Here is a 19,322-nt window from a genome sequence, read left to right on the forward strand (position 1 = left end):
ATGAAGAATTTAAATGTTGCAATAATTGGTGCCGGTCGAATGGGGCGTGAGCATATTAAAGCGTTTCAAGCTGTCCCTGGAGTTCAAGTAACTGGTTTATTAAGTAGAACATACGAAAAGGCTGCTGCTTTAGCGAATGAATTTGATATTCCTTATGTTGCAAATTCCATTGAAGAACTAAATAAACATACTAAAGCTGATTTGGTAGTGGTTGCAGTTCCTGAGCTTGAAGCCAATCAAGTGGCTAAAAAATGTTTTCAATATCATTGGGCTGTGCTGTTGGAAAAACCAGCCGGATATGATTTGATGGATGCTCATGATATTGCTGAAGCAGCATTAACAGCAAACGGCCCAATCTATGTGGGCTTGAATAGAAGATTTTATTGCAGTTCAATACAAATTCGTAAAGATCTTGATTCAAAGAGTGTTGATAAGAGATTTATCCATATTCAGGATCAACAGAGTTTTGAAGAAGCAAGAGCTTGCCTGCACCCAGAAAAAGTTGTTCAAAAATTTATGTATGCTAATTCAATCCATACCATCGATTTAATTCGATTTTTTGCAAGAGGTGAAGTAACCAAAGTAGTTCCGGTTGCGCCCTGGAAAAAGGAGCAAACAGAAATCGTAATCAGTTATGTTGAGTTTGATAGTGGAGATCGTGCATTATATGAATGCATTTGGAAAGGGCCAGGTCCTTGGGCATGTAGTGTAAGTACACCAAGTATCCGTTGGACAATGCAGCCACTTGAAAAGGCTCGCTATCAAAATGCCAATGAAAGAATCGTCCATGATTTAACATTGGATGATATCGATCAACAATTTAAAGCAGGATTTTATAAACAGGCTGAAGAGGTTTGCAAAGGGGTGCGTGGTCAAGAGAGTCATGCGATATCATTGGCAGACAGTTTAAAAACGATGGATTTGATTCATCAAATTTATGGTGAATAACTACAAAACTGTTAAGAATTGCCTTACAAATTTTAAGTGTTATCCCCGGCTTTGAGCTGGGGGGAAACAATCTTACCCAAAGATCTTGAAAGTAGTATGCGTAAAGAGTTGCATGAAGATTTTTGAAATCTCACTAGAATTATTAATACATACCAAATCTAATGAAAATAGTTTGATTAATATCGATGATTTTATGAGATTATGCATTGATTTTGTGCCCAGCCCAAATTACTTTACTAACAATTTAATACATGCAAATCCGCGTTTTGTTAGGATAAAATTAGTAAATTGTATTAGCACAAATTATTAATGAATATTATTGGAGATTCCCTTTAATGATTACTTATCCAGGAGAGGTTAACCTTGCTAAATACAAACTTGATAGTAAACCGGAAGAGGTATTTTATGGTTTACCGAGTGATGTTATGTTTTGCAGTAAATGCACATACAGCAACCAAAAGCCTAATTCTGAAAAAGAATACAAACACACGATTGACGCGAAGAAGCCGACTATCAATTTTGATGAAGAAGGAGTTTGTTCAGCATGCCGAGTAGCGGAGAAGAAAAAGGCGGTGGATTGGGATCAAAGAAAGAGGGAATTAAAAGAGTTATGTGATAAATATCGGAGCAAGACGGGTCATTACGATTGCCTTATTCCTGGTTCAGGCGGGAAGGACAGTTTTTACACGGCGTATATGTTGAAATATGAATATGGAATGAATCCCTTGACAGTGACTTGGGCTCCCCATATTTATACGTCCTGGGGGTGGAATAATTTCCAGGCATGGATACATGCCGGATTTGACAATTATCTGTTTACTCCCAATGGTCAAGTGCATAGATTGCTTACCAGATTAGCACTGGAAAAGTTATATCACCCGTTTCAACCATTTATTCTTGGTCAAATGTACTATCCGCCAAAAATTGCAATGGATTTGAATATACCATTGGTGTTTTATGGAGAGAATCCATCAGAATATGGTAATAATGCCAAGGAAAATGAAAAAGCGACGAAGGACATCAGTTATTTCACGGCGAATGATATTTCCAATATTTATCTTTCTGGGATATCAGCGCTTGAGTTGAAGGAAGAGTTTGGTTTAACTGAAGTAGAGCTACAGCCATATATACCACCTAATCCCAACAGACTTGTTGAGAAAAAGATAGAGGTACAATATCTGGGATATTATTTACCATGGCATCCGCAAGAATGTTATTACTTTGCTGTAAATCATGGTGGATTTACGCCTTCTCCTGAGCGGACAGCGGGTACCTATAGTAAATACAGTGGCATAGACGATAAGATTGATGATTTGCACTACTACACCACCTTTATCAAATTTGGAATTGGTCGAGCCACTTACGACAGTTCTCAGGAAATTCGTAATGGGGAGTTAGTCCGTGAGGAGGGAGTTGCTTTAGTAAGGCGTTTTGATGGTGAATACCCGGAGCGTTTTGAAAAGGAAAATTTTGAATATTTAAGCATTGATTCAAAAAAATTACCCATAGCGGCTAAGCAATTTGAGCAACCTAAAATGGATAGGGAATATTTTGAGAGATTGACTAATCATTTTAGATCACCGCATCTTTGGGCTTTTGATAATGGACAGTGGGTGTTGAGACATAGAGTTTCTTAATGGGAAAAATATGAAAAATTGTTGAATTACAAAAGATGATTACAATATATGCAAATTGAAATTACTATTAATCAACTTATGTCTCTAGTAATAAAGCAATTAGAGACCTTGTTTTTTCTTGAGGATGAAGAAAAAAAGATTGTTTCTGATGTGATTGGATATGCACTTAAACGTTGTGAGTTTTGTTTTTCAAATACAGAGAATAAGTATTACAAAAAAAACGATAAAACATACTTTAATCCATACCACTCTGGCCAGTATACTATTTTCTTATATTATTTATCTAATTCATTATTTGAATATTTCCCTAATCTTACCTCGCTTGCTGATCGGATTTACTATTTAAATAAAGCCCTCAATGGATTGGATTTGTTTTATGAAGTTAAAATGCCAGCAATTTTTATGTTGGATCATCCTGTTGGTAGCGTTTTAGGACGAGCAAGGTACGGTGATTATTTTGAGTTTAGTCAAAATTGCACTGTTGGAAATAATAAAGGTGTTTATCCAATAATCGGTAATCATGTGCGTATGCAGTCGGGGGCCAAAATTGTGGGTGATTGTAACATAGGTAATAATGTGGTGCTGGCGGCAAACACATATGTTAAAGATACAAACATCGAAGATAATTCTGTGGTTTTTGGAAGTTCACCTAATCTGATTGTTAAGCCCATATCCACAATAAATCAATTCTAAATTTTAACATCATGATATTCTTTTGTTTACTTTTAGTTAAGGTTTAATCGTGCTAATCTCTAGTCTTTATCCGTAAGTTATCTAAAATGCAAGAAAGAATAGCGGTGATAGCAGCGCATCCAGATGATGAGGCATTGGGATGTGGTGGTTCCTTATTAAAATACAAACACTTTGGTCATGAAATTCATTTATTATTCATGACGGATGGTATTTCTTCACGTTCAAACTCAACAGATTCGGAATTTTTAAAAAGAAAACATGGCTATCAAAAAGCATTAGATTTCTTAAAACCAACATCTTATGAAAATCTCTCATTTCCAGATAATCAATTAGATCTTGTTTCTATATTAGAAATTACCAAACAGGTGGAAAAATTTATTGCAAGAACTCAACCTACTCTTATATTGACGCATTTTTGGAACGATTTAAATATAGATCATTGTATGACACATCGAGCAGCCTTGACCGCTTGCCGGCCAGGAGCAAATAATTGGGTAAAAAAGATTTTGTGTTTTCAGATCCCATCAAGTACTGAATGGGCTATTGGAGAGCAAAAATTCAATCCTAATTATTATATTAATATTACTGACTGGATAAGTCATAAGTTAGAATATTTAAAGTGTTATGATGATGAAATGCGTGAATTTCCTCATGCACGTTCCTACAAAAATATTATCAGCATGCACGAATATCATGGAGCTTGTGTGAATGTAAAAAGTGCAGAAGCGTTCTATCTGCTTAGAAGCCTGGATTCTTATTAGTTACTATGAAAATATCCTTTCGAGTCGATGCTTCAGATAATATTGGTATTGGACATTTAAAACGTTGCCAAGTATTGGCAAAACAATTTATTAAAAAGGGCAGTGAAGTTACATTTTTTAGTACTAGAGAAACACAGCAATTCTTACCAGCCAATTCAAATGATATCCAATATCAATTTATAGAAGATTTTTGCTCCACATCTTTTTTGCAACAAGCACTAAACTCCGATTTATTTATTATTGATCACTATGCATTAGGTATTGAATTTGAACAGGAAGTTTCTCAAAAATTAAATACTAACATTTTAGTAATTGATGATTTTAATCATAGGCCTCATTACTGTAATTATTTATTAAATCAAAACTATGGTTTTTCTCCCGAGAGCTACAAAGGTCTAATACCTGAGTTTTGTAAACTATTTCTTGGCCCCACTTATGCTTTATTAGATGAAATATACAGTCAATGTCGTCGGGATAAATTTTTTCCAGGAAATAAGATAGAAAATATATTAATTAATTTTGGAGGTACTGATCCTTATTATTTATGCACTTTTGCATTTGAAGCAATTAAGGATCTCGGTTACAAGAGCCGGATAGATATTGTTTTGGGACATTCTTCAGAGCAAAAAAAAGTACTTGAAAGACTTATTCAAAACACAACTCATCAAGTAGTAATACATGATTATATACCATTGGCACCGTTAATTAGCAAATCAGATTTAATTATAGGGGCAGGTGGAAGTTCTTGTTGGGAGAGATGCTGCCTTGGAAAACCATCGGTTATTATTAGTACAAGTCCAGATCAGGTGTTAGTAGCAGAGAGCTTAGATAATGAGAGCGCTTTAATTTATTTAGGGCATTATGATATGATTAGCAAGCAAAAGCTTGCCAATGCTATTTCTGAAATATCTAATAATCATATACTAAGGAACCTTATTGCTGCTAATGCTCACAAATTATGTGATGGGCTAGGGACTCAAAGATTAGTTGAGGAAATTTATGCAGAGTATTAAGATAGGTAATCGTTATATAGGTTCAAAAAATCCATGTTATCTGGTAGCTGAAATTGGAATAAATCACAACGGAGATATGGAACTTGCCAAGCACACAATTCTTGCCGCTAAAGAGGCAGGAGCTGATTCTGTTAAGTTTCAAAATTATAAGGCCGAAGATTTCGTAATTAATAAAGAAATAGAGTATGAATATATATCTCAGGGTAAAGTGATTCGGGAATCACAGTATGAGATGTTTAAACGCTATGAACTCGATGCTACCCAGTTAATTGAACTTAAAGAATTTTGTGATAAAGTTCATATTGATTTTCATTCAACGCCAACGAATAGAGAAGGTATCGAACTTCTTAAATCAATAGGTACAAAAGTTTTAAAAAACGGTTCTGATTATTTAACTAATCTGGAGCTAATCAGAGATATGGGATTTTCAGGATTACCTACTGTACTTTCTACCGGAATGGCTTATGCCAGTGAAATTGATGAGGCGGTAAGAGCTTTTAAAAATACAGGTAATACTCAGCTTATTCTTTTGCACTGTACTTCTCAGTACCCAACACCTGCTCAGGATGTAAATCTTTACAAAATTCAATCTTTAAAAAGTGCATTTGATTGCGTGGTTGGATTTAGTGATCATACCGAAGGTTCTTGTGCAGCGATTGCCTCTATTCCCATGGGGACAAGCTGGATTGAAAAGCATTTTACTTTAGATAAATCTTTACCAGGACCCGACCATCGTTTTTCAAGTTCACCTGCTGAATTTAAACAACTTGTTGACGGTATACGCTATGTAGAACAAGCTTTGGGGACTACTCAACTTGGCCCTACATATTCTGAACATCAATCGAGAGATAATTTTCGTTTGTCTTGTGTAGCAATAAGGAATTTATCTAAAGGTGATTCTATTAAAAAAGAAGATATTCAGTTCCAACGTCCTGGCAATGGTATTCCACCTAAAAATATCGACATTATTCTTAATAAAATATTAAAAAAAGAAATATTAAAAGGACAATTAATTTCTTATGAGGACTTTGCATGAAGTATACCATACGGGAATTTAATCAGAATGATGCTGAGCTGTTATTTTCTTGGCGGAATGATCCCGTAATTTATTTGAAATCTTCTGGAAAAAAACCAGTCACATTAGACGAACACACCAAGTGGTTCAATGAAATGCTTAACTCTGATAAATCACAGATTTTTATTATGGAATGTGATAGAAAGCCTATCGGTCAAATCAGATATAATCGTAATGAAGACGACAGTTTAAAGTTATCAATATTTCTTATTCCAGAATTTCAACATCAAGGTATTGGGTCAGAACTTCTGTTGGATTCTTTTACTTTATTGAAGCAACACGATAAGCCTATAAAAATTGTAGCAGAGGTCTTGGTTGAAAATACCCCGTCACATCTTTTTTTTCAAAAACATAGTTTCACTTTAGATACTACTTTCATTAATAAGAGTATTATTCGTTATGTCAAAATTATTTAAGGTTTTTATGTTATGCATGTTGTAGTCATTATCCAGGCAAGAATGACCTCCACAAGATTACCTAGCAAAATTATGCTTCCTTTAGGTGATAAAACTGTACTAGGACAAGTACTTACACGTTGTAAAAAAATTAAAGGAGTCGATGAAATTTGTTGTGCTATTCCAATTGGTAAAGAGCATGATATTTTGATAGATGAAATTAAAAAATACCAATGTACTGTTTTTAGGGGTTCAGAAAGTAATGTGCTGGAAAGGTACTACCAGGCAGCGAAAGTTACAAAAGCAGATATTATTATGAGGATTACCAGTGATTGTCCTCTTATTAATCCAGAAGTTTGTTCACAAGTATTAAAAAGGCATATTGAAAATAACTCACAATACACCTGTAATAATATGGTGCCTTCCTGGCCCCATGGTTATGACTGCGAAGTATTTGGTATAGAACAATTAGAAGATGCAATGAAATATTCCGCTCTAACAGAAGATTATGAACACGTGACTGAATGGATGCGCCGTAGCCTCAAAGTAGATAATTTTATAAATCCTGCTGGTAATCAATATCATCATCGACTGACTTTGGATACGATGGAGGATTATATTAGGCTACAAAAGATTTTTGCGGAATCATGGAGTGCCGAGGAAATAATAGAATTATCATAATTTGTTTTTGTCTTGTTAACTGATGGATTTATTTGAGTAGGTTTTATATGAACACGATGATCTGGGATAATAAATATGCTGCGGGAGAATCACTTAACAAATATCCATGGGATAAAGTAGTTAGTTTTATTTTTCGATATTACCCGCGCCATAAAAAAAGAAATGAAATAAAAGTATTAGAAGTTGGATCAGGATCAGGTTGTAATCTTTGGTTTTGCGCTCGTGAAGGTTTTGAGTGTTATGGTGTGGATACCTCTATAGTCGCTGTTGAACATGCCAAAAACTGGTTTTCAAGAGATGGGCTTAAGGGAGAGTTTATGCAAGGTAATTTTTATCCATTAGAATATCAAGATAATTTTTTTGATTTAGTTATTGATAGAGGTTCGTTAACTTGTGTTTCTAAATCAGACTGTGAAATTGCGCTTAAAGAAATTTATAGAGTATTAGAATCAGGAGGGTATTTTTGTTTTAACCCTTACTCTGATTTACATACATCCTTTAAGGAAGGCATTACTTTGGAAGATGAACTGACTGAAATTTCTTCCGGAACACTTACAAATGTTGGAAAACTGAAATTTTATAACGAACAAGAAATATATGATTTAGTGCAATCAATTGGTTTCCAGATTGAATCGATAAAACACATAAATGAAGATTATTTTGAGTCAAAATCCATAAAACATGTTCATGCTGAATGGTTTTTGATTTTAAGGAAATAATAATGTTTAAAAACTATCATGAACGAAATCGTTTAGTCTATCTTGAAAGCCTAAGAGTTCATCGTGAGGGTCACCGGGCTGTTAATTGGGGAAGCGAAACTTCACAACAAAAACGATTTGATGTGTTAACCAAAATTGCAGATGATGTATTTGAATCCAGTATTTTAGATGTAGGATGTGGAATTGGTCATTTGGTTGATTTTATTCTTGCTCGAGGTTTTAGTGGAACATATTTGGGGATCGATCTGCTTGAAGAAATGATAGTGAAAGCCCAATCCAGGCATCCAAAGATGAGTTTTGAAAATAATAGTATTCAGGATTACAAAGAGAAATCTTTTGATTATGTATTTATGAGTGGTATTTTTACAGTCGCAAACGAAGAGGCACTAAAATTTCTTATCATGGAAGCTTTTAGAATAGGCAAGAAAGGAGTTGCATTTAATACGTTGAGTGCGTGGGCAAATGAAAAGGATCCTGATGAATATTATGCTGAGCCTGGGAAAATCCTGAAATTTTGTTCTACACTCACCAGTAAAATAGTGCTAAGACATGATTATCTTCCACATGATTTCACAGTTTATTTATATAAAAGTTAGATCATGAAAGGAATGATTAGCCAACCCAGGTATTTGCCTACATTCAATTATCTGCAAAGAATTTACCAATCTGAAATATTTGTGATACTTGATGATGTTCAGCATCAGCGTCGTTGTGTAGAGCACCGAAATAAAATAATTAATAATGCAAAGGAGTTTTGGCTTTCAATCCCTATTGAGCGCAAAAAGACAAGTAGGCCTTTAATTCAAGATATGATTATTCAATCAGACTTCATTGACGAACATCATTTAATAATAAAACAAGCCTATTCTAAATGCAGATATTATGAAGATGATTTGTTTAAAAAAATTTATAACTTGCAGCAATTGAATTTTGTTGCTTTTTTTCAAGACAGTATAAAGAATATTTTTGATTTATTTAATTTGGCAATGCCTGAAATTATTTTAAGTTCTACTTTGAATACAGAATCTAGCGGTTCAAAAAAATTGGCTGATATATGCAAAAAAACAGGTATTGATTTATATATCTCAGGGCCGAATGGTAGGAGCTATCTTAATGATTCTGATTTTCAAAATACTCAGGTATTATTTCATGATTTTTTATTTCCAACCTACTCACAAACATCAAAAATTTTTATTCCTTGGATGTGCTGGTTAGACGGATATTTTAATGAGGGAAGAGAGTTTGTTTATAAGCAAATTACGAAGCCACTGCGTCTCGTTAACTAATTAGTTACCAATATTGATTTGATTCACTAGACGACTAGGATTATCATTTGCTTTTTTAAGGGAAGTGTCATGAAAATTAATTGCATTATATTTGGACTAACCGGTAAAGATACATCTCCCATAGTAAGATCTATGAAGAGTCATCCTGATTTTAATAATGTTATTTGGTATGGGGTATTTGAAGGCAACGACATTAATATTAATGAAGCTTATAAGTATGATACTGACTATGATTATTCCCTTTCACTTCCAGAGGCTTATCTCAACACCATGCAAGAAGCCTTGGGAGACTTTTTAATTAGTTCCTCAAGAAGATCAGAAGCTCAATTTAATTCGAGAGAATATATTTTAAGTTTTAATTCAAATTATGAATATTTTCATCAATTTGCCCGTTATTGCTATCTTATCTATAAGCTAATTACAGAAAATCATATTAATCTTATCATTATAGATACTTTTCCTCATACTAGCATCGATATTTTACTTACCCAAGCGGCCAATTACTTTAATATAAAAACGCTTTTTCTATATCAGGCGAATATACCTAATCGCTTTTTCTATTTTTCTGAATTGAAAAGTAAGAGACCTGATTTTTCTCTCTATTATTGCGATGAAGCAAGGCCTGTGAAAAATGAGGAAAGTAAATATAAAATCAATGAACCTAAGCAGCCTTTTTATATGGTTGATTACTCGCATTTGTTCTATGATGAAAAGAAATTTTATGACGATATAAAATCCGTATACAGATTAGAAAAAACTAAAGGTATTTTTTTCAGGATTAAAGCCCAGCTTAAACCCCAGCTTAAACCCCTTATGCAGAAGGTTAATTTCTTATTAAATCGCTTTATGCCTCGTTTATTTTCAAAGCTGTATACAAAATTATTAGAAAATCTCATCAGAAATCTTTCAAAAGATCAAACAATTAAAAACCCAGTTCATTCAGTGAAGTTGTTTGCAAAATATTTAACAAAAAATTTTTATGATTTACCTAAGGCGGAAGCAGCGACTTCTGCCTTGCTCAAAAGTATTAAATACAGAACTTTTATTGAAACCTTGAATGCAATTTCTCATAAGGAAGTTGATATGCAAGTGCCATATGTTTATTTTCCTTTGAATTTTCAACCTGAATTAACTACAGAATGTTTAGGTGGCTTTTACAAGGATATCATTTCGGCTATAGAGAAAATACGTGTTTTAATACCAAAGGATTGGTCAATTTATGTGAAAGAACATTGGCCACAGTTTGAATTTGCAAGAGATCCAGTTTTTTTCAAGCGCCTGCAATCAATACCTAATTTAGTTATGATAGATCGTTATTTTTCATCTCTTGATTTGATTAAAAGTTCTCAATTTGTTGCGACAGTTAACGGAACAGCTGGTTGGGAAGCCTTACATTTAGGGAAAAATGCAGTAATTTTTGGAACCATATATTATCAAGGATTACCAGGAGCTTTTCTGTATTCGCCTGATTTAAAATTGAAAGATATTCTGCAGTTTAAAATAGATAAAGCAACACTTGAACATTCCATTAATAAACTTATTAACAGAATGGAATATGGTGTCGTTAGCTCTGATTTGTCGGCATTTGTAGAAAATTTTGATGCTTTAGAAAATGCAAAATTAGTTCGAGATTTTATTCGTAACTTTTTCTATAAGTCGGTCAAGGAAATTCATCATCATCAAGAGAATTTAATATATGAAGCTTAAAAAAATAGATTTTTTAGAGTCTGCTGCTTATTCTGCTTGGCCTAAACGATTATTAGGTTTAGATAATTGGCAAAAAAAGGAAAGAAATAATAATCAAATCTTAGATGAATATGAAAACTACTGGTATAAAAAGGCATTGTTGCTGTGGGGTAAATATAGCGAATCAAGTAAAAATCTTTCATTAGGACGGTTTTTTAGGTTTCTTGATGAAGAAATAAAAAATCAAATAATTCAAAATAGCGAAATTTATGGTGTATCAAAAGATGAACATTTAATCAGTATTAATCAAGAACTTTATATTACAAACTGGTCGACTTTAAATTCACTTTATGAAAACTTGCTTATTGATACTATAGCTAGCTACATCAATCAGTACCCATCATATAGTCTCGTGGAATTAGGATGTGGTACTGGAAAAAATCTTTTTGGTCTTTATCAAAAACTTCCTATAAACCAAATTATTGGCGGGGATATTTGTGAAAATGCATTAAAATTAGCGAATGCAGTTGCGAATCATTTTAATATCTCGGGCTGTTTTAAATTTTTTGATTATTACCAACAGGATTCATTATTTAAATTAGTCGATGATGTGAATGATAAGTATATTCTTTTTACTTCTCATTCAATTGAACAAATACAATTAAGTAAAACAAATTTGGTTGAGCAAATTAGAGAGTTGAAATACAAACCTGAAATCATTATTCATTTTGAACCTATTCTTAATCCAGAGGATTCATCATTGTTTCATCAATTACAGCATAAATATAATAACCACAATTTATATAATTCTGATTTATTGGATACTATGCTAAGACACCAAAACAATGGTGATATTAGAATTATTGATTATAAGAAAGATGTATTGGGAACTAGTGCCTTTAATTCAACAAGTATTCTTGTTTGGCAATGCGTCTAGAATTTAACTATTTGAGAGCTTGTTATGATAAAAAATTTTTTTTCGCATGTTCCTGATTTAAATCAAAAAACTATATTAATCACTGGTGGAACAGGATCCTTTGGTGTTGTTTTCTTAAAAAGAATTATTGAACGTTTTTCTCCAAAAAAATTAATTATTTTTTCGCGGGATGAATTAAAGCAATATGAGTTGGCTATTCAATTTCCAGAGAAAAAATACCCTTTCATTCGTTATTTTATAGGAGATGTGCGTGATTATAATCGTCTCGAAATGGCTTTCCGAGACGTGGATATTGTAGTCCATGCAGCAGCCTTAAAACATGTTTCTATCGCGGAATATAATCCCTATGAGTGTATTCATACGAATGTAATAGGTGCAGAAAATATTGTAAGAGCAGCTCTGAGAAATCAGGTAAAAAAAGTAATTGCATTATCAACTGATAAGGCGGTAAACCCCATTAATTTATATGGTGCCAGCAAATTGGCCGCAGAGAAGATCTTTGTTGCAGCAAACAATATTCGAGGAAGTGATCCTACCATTTTCTCAGTTGTGCGTTATGGAAACGTCATAGGATCTCGTGGGAGTGTGTTACCACTTTTCAGAAAATTAATTCAGGAGGGGATAAAATCCTTACCTATAACAGATCCTCGCATGACACGTTTTTGGATTACTCTTCCGCAGAGTGTAGATTTTGTATTGTCTTCAATAGCGATGATGCAAGGGGGAGAAATTTTTATTCCTAAAATCCCAAGTATGAAAATTATTGATATTGCACAATGGTTTTCAAATGATATTGATACACACACTATTGGAATTCGTCCTGGCGAAAAATTGCATGAATGGCTTTTGACAGGTGATGAATCGAGTCAGACTGTTGAGTTGCCCGATCGATATATCATTGAACCATTTTGTGAGGGTCCATACAAGTCTAATGAACAGAATCCAAGGGTAACAAAAGGATATATTTATTCAAGTGAAACCAATTCAGAATGGATTGAGCAAAGTCAATTCCAGGAGTGGTTAAATGAATGATTGGATTCCTTATGGTCGTCATGCAATTGATGAAACTGATATAAAAGCCGTTATAAATGTTTTAAAAAGTGATTGGCTTACATGTGGCCCGGCAGTTGAGCAATTTGAAAATAAAATATGTGAAGTGACACAAGCTGATTATGCTGTTGCATGTTCTAATGGGACTACTGCATTGCATCTTGCTCTTCTAGCGCTTGATATTAAAAAAGGGGATCAGGTTATTGTTCCAGCTATTACTTTTCTTGCAACAGCAAATGCTGTGCGTTATGTTGATGCGGAAGTCATTTTTGCTGATGTGGACCCGGAAACTGGTTTGATGACAGCGGAAACGTTGGAAACAGCTATTCGAAATTCAGAGTCCAGAGATGATATAAAAGCATTAATCAATGTGCATTTTGCAGGTCAATGTGAAAATTTAGAAGAAATTGCGGCAGTTGCCAAAAAATATAACCTAAAAATAGTGGATGACTCTGCACATGCCATAGGGACAAATTATGTTAACAATGAAGGAGTGATTAGTCCAATTGGGTCGGGTCTGTATTGTGATCTGGCTACTTTCTCATTTCATCCGGTTAAAACAATAGCTCTTGGAGAAGGAGGAGCTATCACAACAAAAAATTCGATTTTGGCTGAAAAAGTAAGAATGTTAAGAAGTCATGGCATGATTAGAAATGAAAAGAATTGGGAGAATAAAATCCAGGCATATGATGAATATGGTAATGTTAATCCTTGGTACTATGAGATGCAGGAAATTGGATACAACTATCGTGTAACTGATATTAGTTGTGCTCTAGGCTGCAGTCAGTTACAAAAAATAGACAATTTCAAGGATGCACGTCAAAAAATTGTTAACTATTATGATGAGCATTTTAAGAATAGTTATTTTCAGGGGCTCAAAAAGAATATTTTTTCTCAAACGGCTTGGCATTTATATGTACTACGTATTAATTTTAAACTTCTAAATAGAAGTAGAGCTCAGGTGATGAAGTATTTAGCCGAGCATCAAATTGGCACACAAGTTCATTACATCCCTGTTTATCGACAACCTTATTATGAAGCAAGGTATGGAAAACAAAGTTTGCCGGGAGCGGAAGCCTATTATGAAACGTGCTTGAGTATTCCTTTATTCGTTAACCTCAGGAATGATCAACAAGAATTTATTGTTCAGAAAATAAAATCACTTACTAAGTAACATTATATTACTGGTATAAATAATGCCGCTATTACAGTGGGGAAAAGTAAATAGTTGTAATTTTATTAAAACAATTTTAATTAAAATTTAGTTTAGTTATTTATAATAAAGCAGGATTTTATAAACAGCTTATTGAAGTTTGTAAGAGCGATAGGGCAAAGTTAATATGGCTATAACCCTTGAAGCATAGCTTAAAAACTATGGATTTAATACATAGGGTTTATGGCAAATAATCAAGGCAAGTGAATATTTTAGGAGAATCTATTTAATGATTACATATCCAGGAGAAATTAACTTTTCCCAATATAAGCTTGGTAGTAAACCAGAAGAAGCATTTTATGGTTTGCCGAATGAGGTGATGTTTTGCAAAAAATGCACCTATAGTAATCAAAAGCCTAATTCTGAAAAAGAATACAAACACACGATTGACGCGAAGAAGCCGACTATCAATTTTGATGAAGAAGGTGTTTGTTCAGCATGCCGAGTAGCGGAGAAGAAAAAGGCGGTGGATTGGGATCAAAGAAAGAGGGAATTAAAAGAGTTATGTGATAAATATCGGAGCAAGACGGGGCATTACGATTGCCTTATTCCTGGTTCAGGCGGGAAGGACAGTTTTTACACGGCGTACATGTTGAAATATGAATATGGAATGAATCCCTTGACAGTGACTTGGGCTCCCCATATTTATACGTCCTGGGGGTGGAATAATTTCCAGGCATGGATACATGCCGGATTTGACAATTATCTGTTTACTCCCAATGGTCAAGTGCATAGATTGCTTACCAGATTAGCACTGGAAAAGTTATATCACCCGTTTCAACCATTTATTCTTGGTCAAATGTACTATCCGCCAAAAATTGCAATGGATTTGAATATACCATTGGTGTTTTATGGAGAGAATCCATCAGAATATGGTAATAATGCCAAGGAAAATGAAAAAGCGACGAAGGACATCAGTTATTTCACGGCGAATGATATTTCCAATATTTATCTTTCTGGGATATCAGCGCTTGAGTTGAAGGAAGAGTTTGGTTTAACTGAAGTAGAGCTACAGCCATATATACCACCTAATCCCAACAGACTTGTTGAGAAAAAGATAGAGGTACAATATCTGGGATATTATTTACCTTGGCATCCGCAAGAGTGTTATTACTTTGCTGTAAATCATGGTGGATTTACCCCTTCTCCTGAGCGGACAGCGGGTACCTATAGTAAATACAGTGGCATAGACGATAAGATTGATGATTTGCACTACTACACCACCTTTATCAAATTTGGAATTGGTCGAGCCACTTACGACAGTTCTCAGGAAATTCGTAATGGGGAGTTAGTCCGTGAGGAGGGAGTTGCTTTAGTAAGGCGTTTTGATGGTGAATACCCGCAGCGTTTTGAAAAGGAAAATTTTGAATATTTAAGCATTGATTCAAAAAAATTACCTATAGCGGCTAAGCAATTTGAGCAACCTAAAATGGATAGGGAATATTTTGAGAGATTGACTAATCATTTTAGATCACCGCATCTTTGGGCTTTTGATAATGGACAGTGGGTATTAAGGCATCAGGTTTTTTAGTGCCTTAAGATTAAGAAGATGCTCTTTAGTCTCGACATTCTGCGGCTTATCTGCAGGATGTAGGGATAATAAAAAATTTATGGATTCCTCGAACAAACCGTGGAATGCAGGCAAAGAAAGAGTAAAAACATAGTTTACTTCTCCAATGCCTTTGTTACAAAATATCAAGGACAAGAGTTGATTAATCATTTCAATAAGCCAAGCATTTTGGCAATTATTCCAGCACGAGGGGGATCGAAGAGATTGCCCCGTAAAAATACATTGAATTTAAGAGGTAAACCTTTGCTGGTGCATACTATACTTGCTGCCAGTCATTGTGATTTAATTACTGATGTTGTGGTATCAACTGAAGATGATTTAATTTGTGAGATAGCTCTTGATGCGGGGGTAAGCGTTATCAATAGACCATTGGAATTAGCTGGTGACAAAGTGTCCAATGAGTTTGTTGTAAAACATGTAATAGAAACATTCAGTGAAACTGATTATTTCCCTGATTATATTGTCTTGTTACAACCCACTTCTCCTCTAAGAACCGATTTACATTTACAACAATGCCTGGCGCAATTTTTAGCCTCTGAGATGAAGAGCGTTATGAGTGTTTGCAAGGTTGAACACCATCCCGGGAAGTGCGTTCGAATCAAAGATAATGAGGTTTTACCCTTCACTTGTATAGAAGATGTCGAAAGAAGAATTCAGGACCTGGAAGAAGTATATAGGCAAAATGGAGCAATTTACGCTTTAAAAACAATGGATTTTCTTGAGCAATTAAAATTTTATCAGACTCCTTGCCTACCCTATGTGATGAGTATGGAAGACAGTATTGATGTTGATAACAAGCTTGATTTGCAATTTTGTGAATTTTTGCTTTCGGAAAAAGAAAAACACGATAAGGTTAATAATCATGTCTGCTAACTATCAAAATTTTCAACATTACATCACGGAGGGATGGTCAAAAAATCCCAAGGAAATTTTTAAATTCCTTGATTTCTTTATTTCCCAAGAAAAAAGGAATGCATCCATTTCTTTGCTCGATGTAGGTTGTGCTACTGGTGAATTAATCTATTTTCTTTCTGATCGCTATCCCCAATTCCGCTATACAGGAATTGATGTTTTTGATGATTTGATAGCACAGTGCAAAAGATTACAACCGGATAAAGAATTTTTGAAGGCTTCAATTCTGGAGTTACCTGATAGTTTACACCATCAATTTGATATTATTACTGTAGTTGGGGTTATGTCTATTTTTGATGAATCGGAATTACAAATATTTTTCTCCAATTTATTTAAGGCTTGCCGACCCGGCGCAACAATTTATATATTGTCACCCTTCAACGAATTTGGCGTCGATTGTGAAATAACTCATAGAAAAAGAAAGAAAGGTGTCAAAGGAGAGTGGGAAAAAGGGTGGAATGTATTTAGCAAGGAAACCATTGGAGAATTGATACAAAACCAATGCAATCAATGGAGCTTTCATCCTTTCAGAATTCATTTTGATTTAAAACCCAAAGAAGATCCAGTTCGGACCTGGACTATGAGAACTGAAACAAATGAAAGACAACTTACTAATGGTTTAAAGCTATTAATTGATCACTATTTATTAAAAATATCACTCTAAATTTATGAGGATACTATTGTGGAAAGAGAATTTAAACTTGGGAATTTTAATGTCAGTACTCAATGCCCACCAATTTTTTTAGCTGAAGTTGGCAGTTATTTCAATGGTGATTATCAACTTGCCAAAAACATGGTTGAATCGATTATAAAAGCAAGCGCGATGGTTCCAAAACAACCTGTTGTCCTAAAAACAGAAATTTTAAATGATCCTGAAATTTGTCTTCCCAGTGATCTTTTGGAAACTTATACTTCCAAAGATGGTCAAGTTAAAAAAGAGAATTATAGAGAGCTGATTGAGCGTAAGGCGATGCCTTTGGAAAAATATGAACAATTATTCTCTATTGTTAGAAAGGCATCCATGCCGTTTATAGTGTCTGTATATGATTTTACTGCAGTAGATTTTGCAACTCAGCACGGTGCCTGTGCGTTAAAAATTGCATCTGCTAACATAGTACATATCCCTTTAATTCGTTACGCAGCACAAAAAGGCTTGCCTTTACTTATTGATACGGGCAGATCAACTATTGCTGAAGTATTTAATGCGGTCAATACGGCACGAGTTGCTAGTTGTGAAGATATTATTATTCAACACAGCCCTGATGGGCATCCTGCGTTACCTGAAGCACATAATCTCAGGCTTTTACAAACTTATTCGCGGGCATTTAATCTCCCTGTTGGTTTGTCTGATCACCATAATGGTCTGGAAATGTTGTATGTCTCTGTTGCATTAGGCGCTTCAATTTTGGAAAAAGGGGTTCATGTATATCCTGAGGAGCTTGATCAAGATATTTCTCATTCGATGAGTCTGGATGACTTACCTGATGTTTTGCAAAAAGTATACGATGTTTGGGAATCTTTGGGTAGCACTGAGCGTAATCCAAGACAGCAAATCAAAGGGGTGATTGGTAGCTCACAACGCCAATGTGTTGTAGCAAAAAGAGATATCCAGCCTGGTGAAACACTTTCATTAGATAATGTAAGATTTGCTTTTCCATGTCTAGGTATACCTGTACAACACTGGGATTTAGTTAATGGAAGTTGTTTTACTTCATCAGTAAAAGCAGATAAACCCATTCAATGGTCTGATATTAAAAGAAATGATTCTTAAAAACCCGACTTGGCAGACCCTAATTCCTGGCCTGCCTGATTATGTGCCTCTCGATTCTAATCAGGCAGAGAGCCTATTAGGAAAAGTGCAGTTGAGTGGCGTTGTCTATCAGGCATGTTTTGAAGATCAGTTATCTAACTTTTATTTGATTAAAGAATGGCAAAGCGGAAAAATGTATTTTGTTAAGTGCTTTCAAGAGGAACATTTTGAGCATTATCAACAAGCCGAACATTTAGCTCGATGGTTACAGATACAAGGGGTAAATACAAACTCTGCTTTGTCATCAGATTTGAAGAGTTATTACCTCTATCCATTTCTTGATGGGGATCGATTAAATTCGTCAATTGTTGTTCTCAAAAAACTGGGCGGTTCTCTCGCTAAAATGCATATGGCACTCAGAAATTATCCATTGCAAGAGAGTATTATCGCTAAAACAAATAACCGAATATGGAAATTAAATGAAATACGTGAACAAATTGCGAAAGGGACAATTAAAATTGGTCCATTTCCTGATTATGTAAGAAATTTGGCTTTAAATAGTGATTTGAATTTTAACCAAGGTGCCTATTTTCAAGCTATACATGGGGATTTACATCCCGGGAATATGTTGATGGTTGATGGGGATGTCTATTTTTTTGATTTTGAGGATGCTCTCCACAGTTATTTGCCATTAATTTATGAATTAGCATTGATATTAGAGCGCATGGTGTTTATAAGATATGAATCGATTGATTATATTCTGGAATTAGGAAAACATTTTATGCTTGCCTATCTTGAAAACGGTGGTGCTTATTCCTATCAGGAAACAGACAGGTTTGCGTTATCAACAATTGCTCTTCGCTCATTATGTGTTCTGACATTATGTGAAATGGAGGGTAATATCATATATGAACAGGAGTGGCGCAAGTTTTATACGCTATCTGAACTAGCTAAAAAGTTGCAAACTACTTTTAACAAAATTCTACAGGTGTAAAT

At 34.4% G+C, this 19,322-nt stretch carries 20 protein-coding genes; all 20 read left to right on the plus strand.

What is annotated here, in order from left to right:
- The 20 genes from OQJ02_RS03865 to OQJ02_RS03960 all read left to right on the plus strand — a co-directional run bounded on the left by OQJ02_RS03865 (position 1) and on the right by OQJ02_RS03960 (position 19,320).
- Entirely contained in the window at positions 1-948 is a 948-nt protein-coding gene (locus OQJ02_RS03865; protein ID WP_061504448.1) for a Gfo/Idh/MocA family protein, read from the plus strand.
- Positions 949-1,283: 335 nt separating this feature from the next.
- Complete coding sequence (locus tag OQJ02_RS03870) at positions 1,284-2,585, plus strand: N-acetyl sugar amidotransferase (RefSeq protein ID WP_265717953.1); 1,302 nt, start codon at positions 1,284-1,286, stop codon at positions 2,583-2,585.
- A gap of 48 nt (positions 2,586-2,633) precedes the next feature.
- Complete coding sequence (locus OQJ02_RS03875) at positions 2,634-3,278, plus strand: hypothetical protein (RefSeq protein ID WP_265717954.1); 645 nt, start codon at positions 2,634-2,636, stop codon at positions 3,276-3,278.
- Between the two features lie 86 nt (positions 3,279-3,364).
- A complete protein-coding gene (locus OQJ02_RS03880) occupies positions 3,365-4,039 on the plus strand; it encodes a PIG-L deacetylase family protein (RefSeq protein ID WP_265717955.1) in 675 nt (224 codons plus the stop codon).
- 5 nt (positions 4,040-4,044) lie between these two features.
- Positions 4,045-5,052, plus strand: coding sequence for a UDP-2,4-diacetamido-2,4,6-trideoxy-beta-L-altropyranose hydrolase (gene pseG / locus OQJ02_RS03885; protein ID WP_265717956.1), 1,008 nt, complete (start codon positions 4,045-4,047; stop codon positions 5,050-5,052).
- Positions 5,039-6,088, plus strand: coding sequence for an N-acetylneuraminate synthase family protein (locus OQJ02_RS03890; protein ID WP_265717957.1), 1,050 nt, complete (start codon positions 5,039-5,041; stop codon positions 6,086-6,088). The genes pseG and OQJ02_RS03890 overlap by 14 nt, the downstream gene beginning before the upstream one ends.
- Positions 6,085-6,543: a GNAT family N-acetyltransferase gene (locus OQJ02_RS03895; RefSeq protein WP_265717958.1), complete on the plus strand. Its 459-nt coding sequence runs from the start codon at positions 6,085-6,087 to the stop codon at positions 6,541-6,543. The genes OQJ02_RS03890 and OQJ02_RS03895 overlap by 4 nt, the downstream gene beginning before the upstream one ends.
- A 12-nt stretch (positions 6,544-6,555) precedes the next feature.
- Positions 6,556-7,203, plus strand: a complete 648-nt coding sequence (locus OQJ02_RS03900; protein WP_265717959.1) for a glycosyltransferase family protein — start codon at positions 6,556-6,558, stop codon at positions 7,201-7,203.
- Positions 7,204-7,250: 47 nt separating this feature from the next.
- The gene (locus tag OQJ02_RS03905) at positions 7,251-7,922 is read left to right on the plus strand and encodes a class I SAM-dependent methyltransferase (protein ID WP_080446612.1); all 672 of its coding nucleotides are present in this window, start codon (positions 7,251-7,253) and stop codon (positions 7,920-7,922) included.
- 2 nt (positions 7,923-7,924) lie between these two features.
- Entirely contained in the window at positions 7,925-8,518 is a 594-nt protein-coding gene (locus OQJ02_RS03910; RefSeq protein WP_061504525.1) for a class I SAM-dependent methyltransferase, read from the plus strand.
- Between the two features lie 12 nt (positions 8,519-8,530).
- Entirely contained in the window at positions 8,531-9,208 is a 678-nt protein-coding gene (locus tag OQJ02_RS03915; protein WP_265719793.1) for a WbqC family protein, read from the plus strand.
- A gap of 69 nt (positions 9,209-9,277) precedes the next feature.
- A complete protein-coding gene (locus OQJ02_RS03920; RefSeq protein WP_265717960.1) occupies positions 9,278-10,915 on the plus strand; it encodes a capsule biosynthesis protein in 1,638 nt (545 codons plus the stop codon).
- Complete coding sequence (locus tag OQJ02_RS03925; protein WP_265717961.1) at positions 10,905-11,831, plus strand: class I SAM-dependent methyltransferase; 927 nt, start codon at positions 10,905-10,907, stop codon at positions 11,829-11,831. The genes OQJ02_RS03920 and OQJ02_RS03925 overlap by 11 nt, the downstream gene beginning before the upstream one ends.
- Before the next feature lie 24 nt (positions 11,832-11,855).
- Positions 11,856-12,863 carry a UDP-N-acetylglucosamine 4,6-dehydratase (inverting) gene (gene pseB / locus OQJ02_RS03930; protein WP_265717962.1) on the plus strand — a complete coding sequence of 336 codons (1,008 nt, stop codon included), beginning with the start codon at positions 11,856-11,858 and terminating at the stop codon, positions 12,861-12,863.
- Positions 12,856-14,055 carry a UDP-4-amino-4,6-dideoxy-N-acetyl-beta-L-altrosamine transaminase gene (pseC, locus tag OQJ02_RS03935; RefSeq protein WP_265717963.1) on the plus strand — a complete coding sequence of 400 codons (1,200 nt, stop codon included), beginning with the start codon at positions 12,856-12,858 and terminating at the stop codon, positions 14,053-14,055. The genes pseB and pseC overlap by 8 nt, the downstream gene beginning before the upstream one ends.
- A gap of 268 nt (positions 14,056-14,323) precedes the next feature.
- A complete protein-coding gene (locus OQJ02_RS03940) occupies positions 14,324-15,625 on the plus strand; it encodes an N-acetyl sugar amidotransferase (RefSeq protein WP_265717964.1) in 1,302 nt (433 codons plus the stop codon).
- A gap of 99 nt (positions 15,626-15,724) precedes the next feature.
- The gene (locus OQJ02_RS03945) at positions 15,725-16,537 is read left to right on the plus strand and encodes a cytidylyltransferase domain-containing protein (RefSeq protein WP_265717965.1); all 813 of its coding nucleotides are present in this window, start codon (positions 15,725-15,727) and stop codon (positions 16,535-16,537) included.
- Positions 16,527-17,240, plus strand: coding sequence for a class I SAM-dependent methyltransferase (locus OQJ02_RS03950; RefSeq protein WP_265717966.1), 714 nt, complete (start codon positions 16,527-16,529; stop codon positions 17,238-17,240). The genes OQJ02_RS03945 and OQJ02_RS03950 overlap by 11 nt, the downstream gene beginning before the upstream one ends.
- Before the next feature lie 18 nt (positions 17,241-17,258).
- Entirely contained in the window at positions 17,259-18,347 is a 1,089-nt protein-coding gene (locus OQJ02_RS03955; protein WP_265717967.1) for an N-acetylneuraminate synthase family protein, read from the plus strand.
- Positions 18,337-19,320, plus strand: coding sequence for a phosphotransferase (locus OQJ02_RS03960; RefSeq protein WP_265717968.1), 984 nt, complete (start codon positions 18,337-18,339; stop codon positions 19,318-19,320). Before OQJ02_RS03955 ends, OQJ02_RS03960 begins: the two co-directional genes overlap by 11 nt.
- Positions 19,321-19,322: the final 2 nt, after the last annotated feature.

It is taken from the genome of Legionella sp. PATHC032 (assembly GCF_026191185.1).
GTDB lineage: Bacteria > Pseudomonadota > Gammaproteobacteria > Legionellales > Legionellaceae > Legionella.

What these genes read in the sequence shown, in the direction of transcription:
- OQJ02_RS03950 (WP_265717966.1), top strand. Translation starts at nt 16,527, where the DNA reads ATGTCTGCTAACTATCAAAATTTTCAACATTACATCACGGAGGGATGG.
- OQJ02_RS03865 (WP_061504448.1), top strand. Translation starts at nt 1, where the DNA reads ATGAAGAATTTAAATGTTGCAATAATTGGTGCCGGTCGAATGGGGCGT.
- OQJ02_RS03890 (WP_265717957.1), top strand. Translation starts at nt 5,039, where the DNA reads ATGCAGAGTATTAAGATAGGTAATCGTTATATAGGTTCAAAAAATCCA.
- OQJ02_RS03960 (WP_265717968.1), top strand. Translation starts at nt 18,337, where the DNA reads ATGATTCTTAAAAACCCGACTTGGCAGACCCTAATTCCTGGCCTGCCT.
- OQJ02_RS03925 (WP_265717961.1), top strand. Translation starts at nt 10,905, where the DNA reads ATGAAGCTTAAAAAAATAGATTTTTTAGAGTCTGCTGCTTATTCTGCT.
- OQJ02_RS03915 (WP_265719793.1), top strand. Translation starts at nt 8,531, where the DNA reads ATGATTAGCCAACCCAGGTATTTGCCTACATTCAATTATCTGCAAAGA.
- OQJ02_RS03910 (WP_061504525.1), top strand. Translation starts at nt 7,925, where the DNA reads ATGTTTAAAAACTATCATGAACGAAATCGTTTAGTCTATCTTGAAAGC.
- pseB (WP_265717962.1), top strand. Translation starts at nt 11,856, where the DNA reads ATGATAAAAAATTTTTTTTCGCATGTTCCTGATTTAAATCAAAAAACT.
- OQJ02_RS03870 (WP_265717953.1), top strand. Translation starts at nt 1,284, where the DNA reads ATGATTACTTATCCAGGAGAGGTTAACCTTGCTAAATACAAACTTGAT.
- OQJ02_RS03905 (WP_080446612.1), top strand. Translation starts at nt 7,251, where the DNA reads ATGAACACGATGATCTGGGATAATAAATATGCTGCGGGAGAATCACTT.
- OQJ02_RS03920 (WP_265717960.1), top strand. Translation starts at nt 9,278, where the DNA reads ATGAAAATTAATTGCATTATATTTGGACTAACCGGTAAAGATACATCT.
- pseC (WP_265717963.1), top strand. Translation starts at nt 12,856, where the DNA reads ATGAATGATTGGATTCCTTATGGTCGTCATGCAATTGATGAAACTGAT.
- OQJ02_RS03940 (WP_265717964.1), top strand. Translation starts at nt 14,324, where the DNA reads ATGATTACATATCCAGGAGAAATTAACTTTTCCCAATATAAGCTTGGT.
- OQJ02_RS03880 (WP_265717955.1), top strand. Translation starts at nt 3,365, where the DNA reads ATGCAAGAAAGAATAGCGGTGATAGCAGCGCATCCAGATGATGAGGCA.
- pseG (WP_265717956.1), top strand. Translation starts at nt 4,045, where the DNA reads ATGAAAATATCCTTTCGAGTCGATGCTTCAGATAATATTGGTATTGGA.
- OQJ02_RS03875 (WP_265717954.1), top strand. Translation starts at nt 2,634, where the DNA reads ATGCAAATTGAAATTACTATTAATCAACTTATGTCTCTAGTAATAAAG.
- OQJ02_RS03900 (WP_265717959.1), top strand. Translation starts at nt 6,556, where the DNA reads ATGCATGTTGTAGTCATTATCCAGGCAAGAATGACCTCCACAAGATTA.
- OQJ02_RS03895 (WP_265717958.1), top strand. Translation starts at nt 6,085, where the DNA reads ATGAAGTATACCATACGGGAATTTAATCAGAATGATGCTGAGCTGTTA.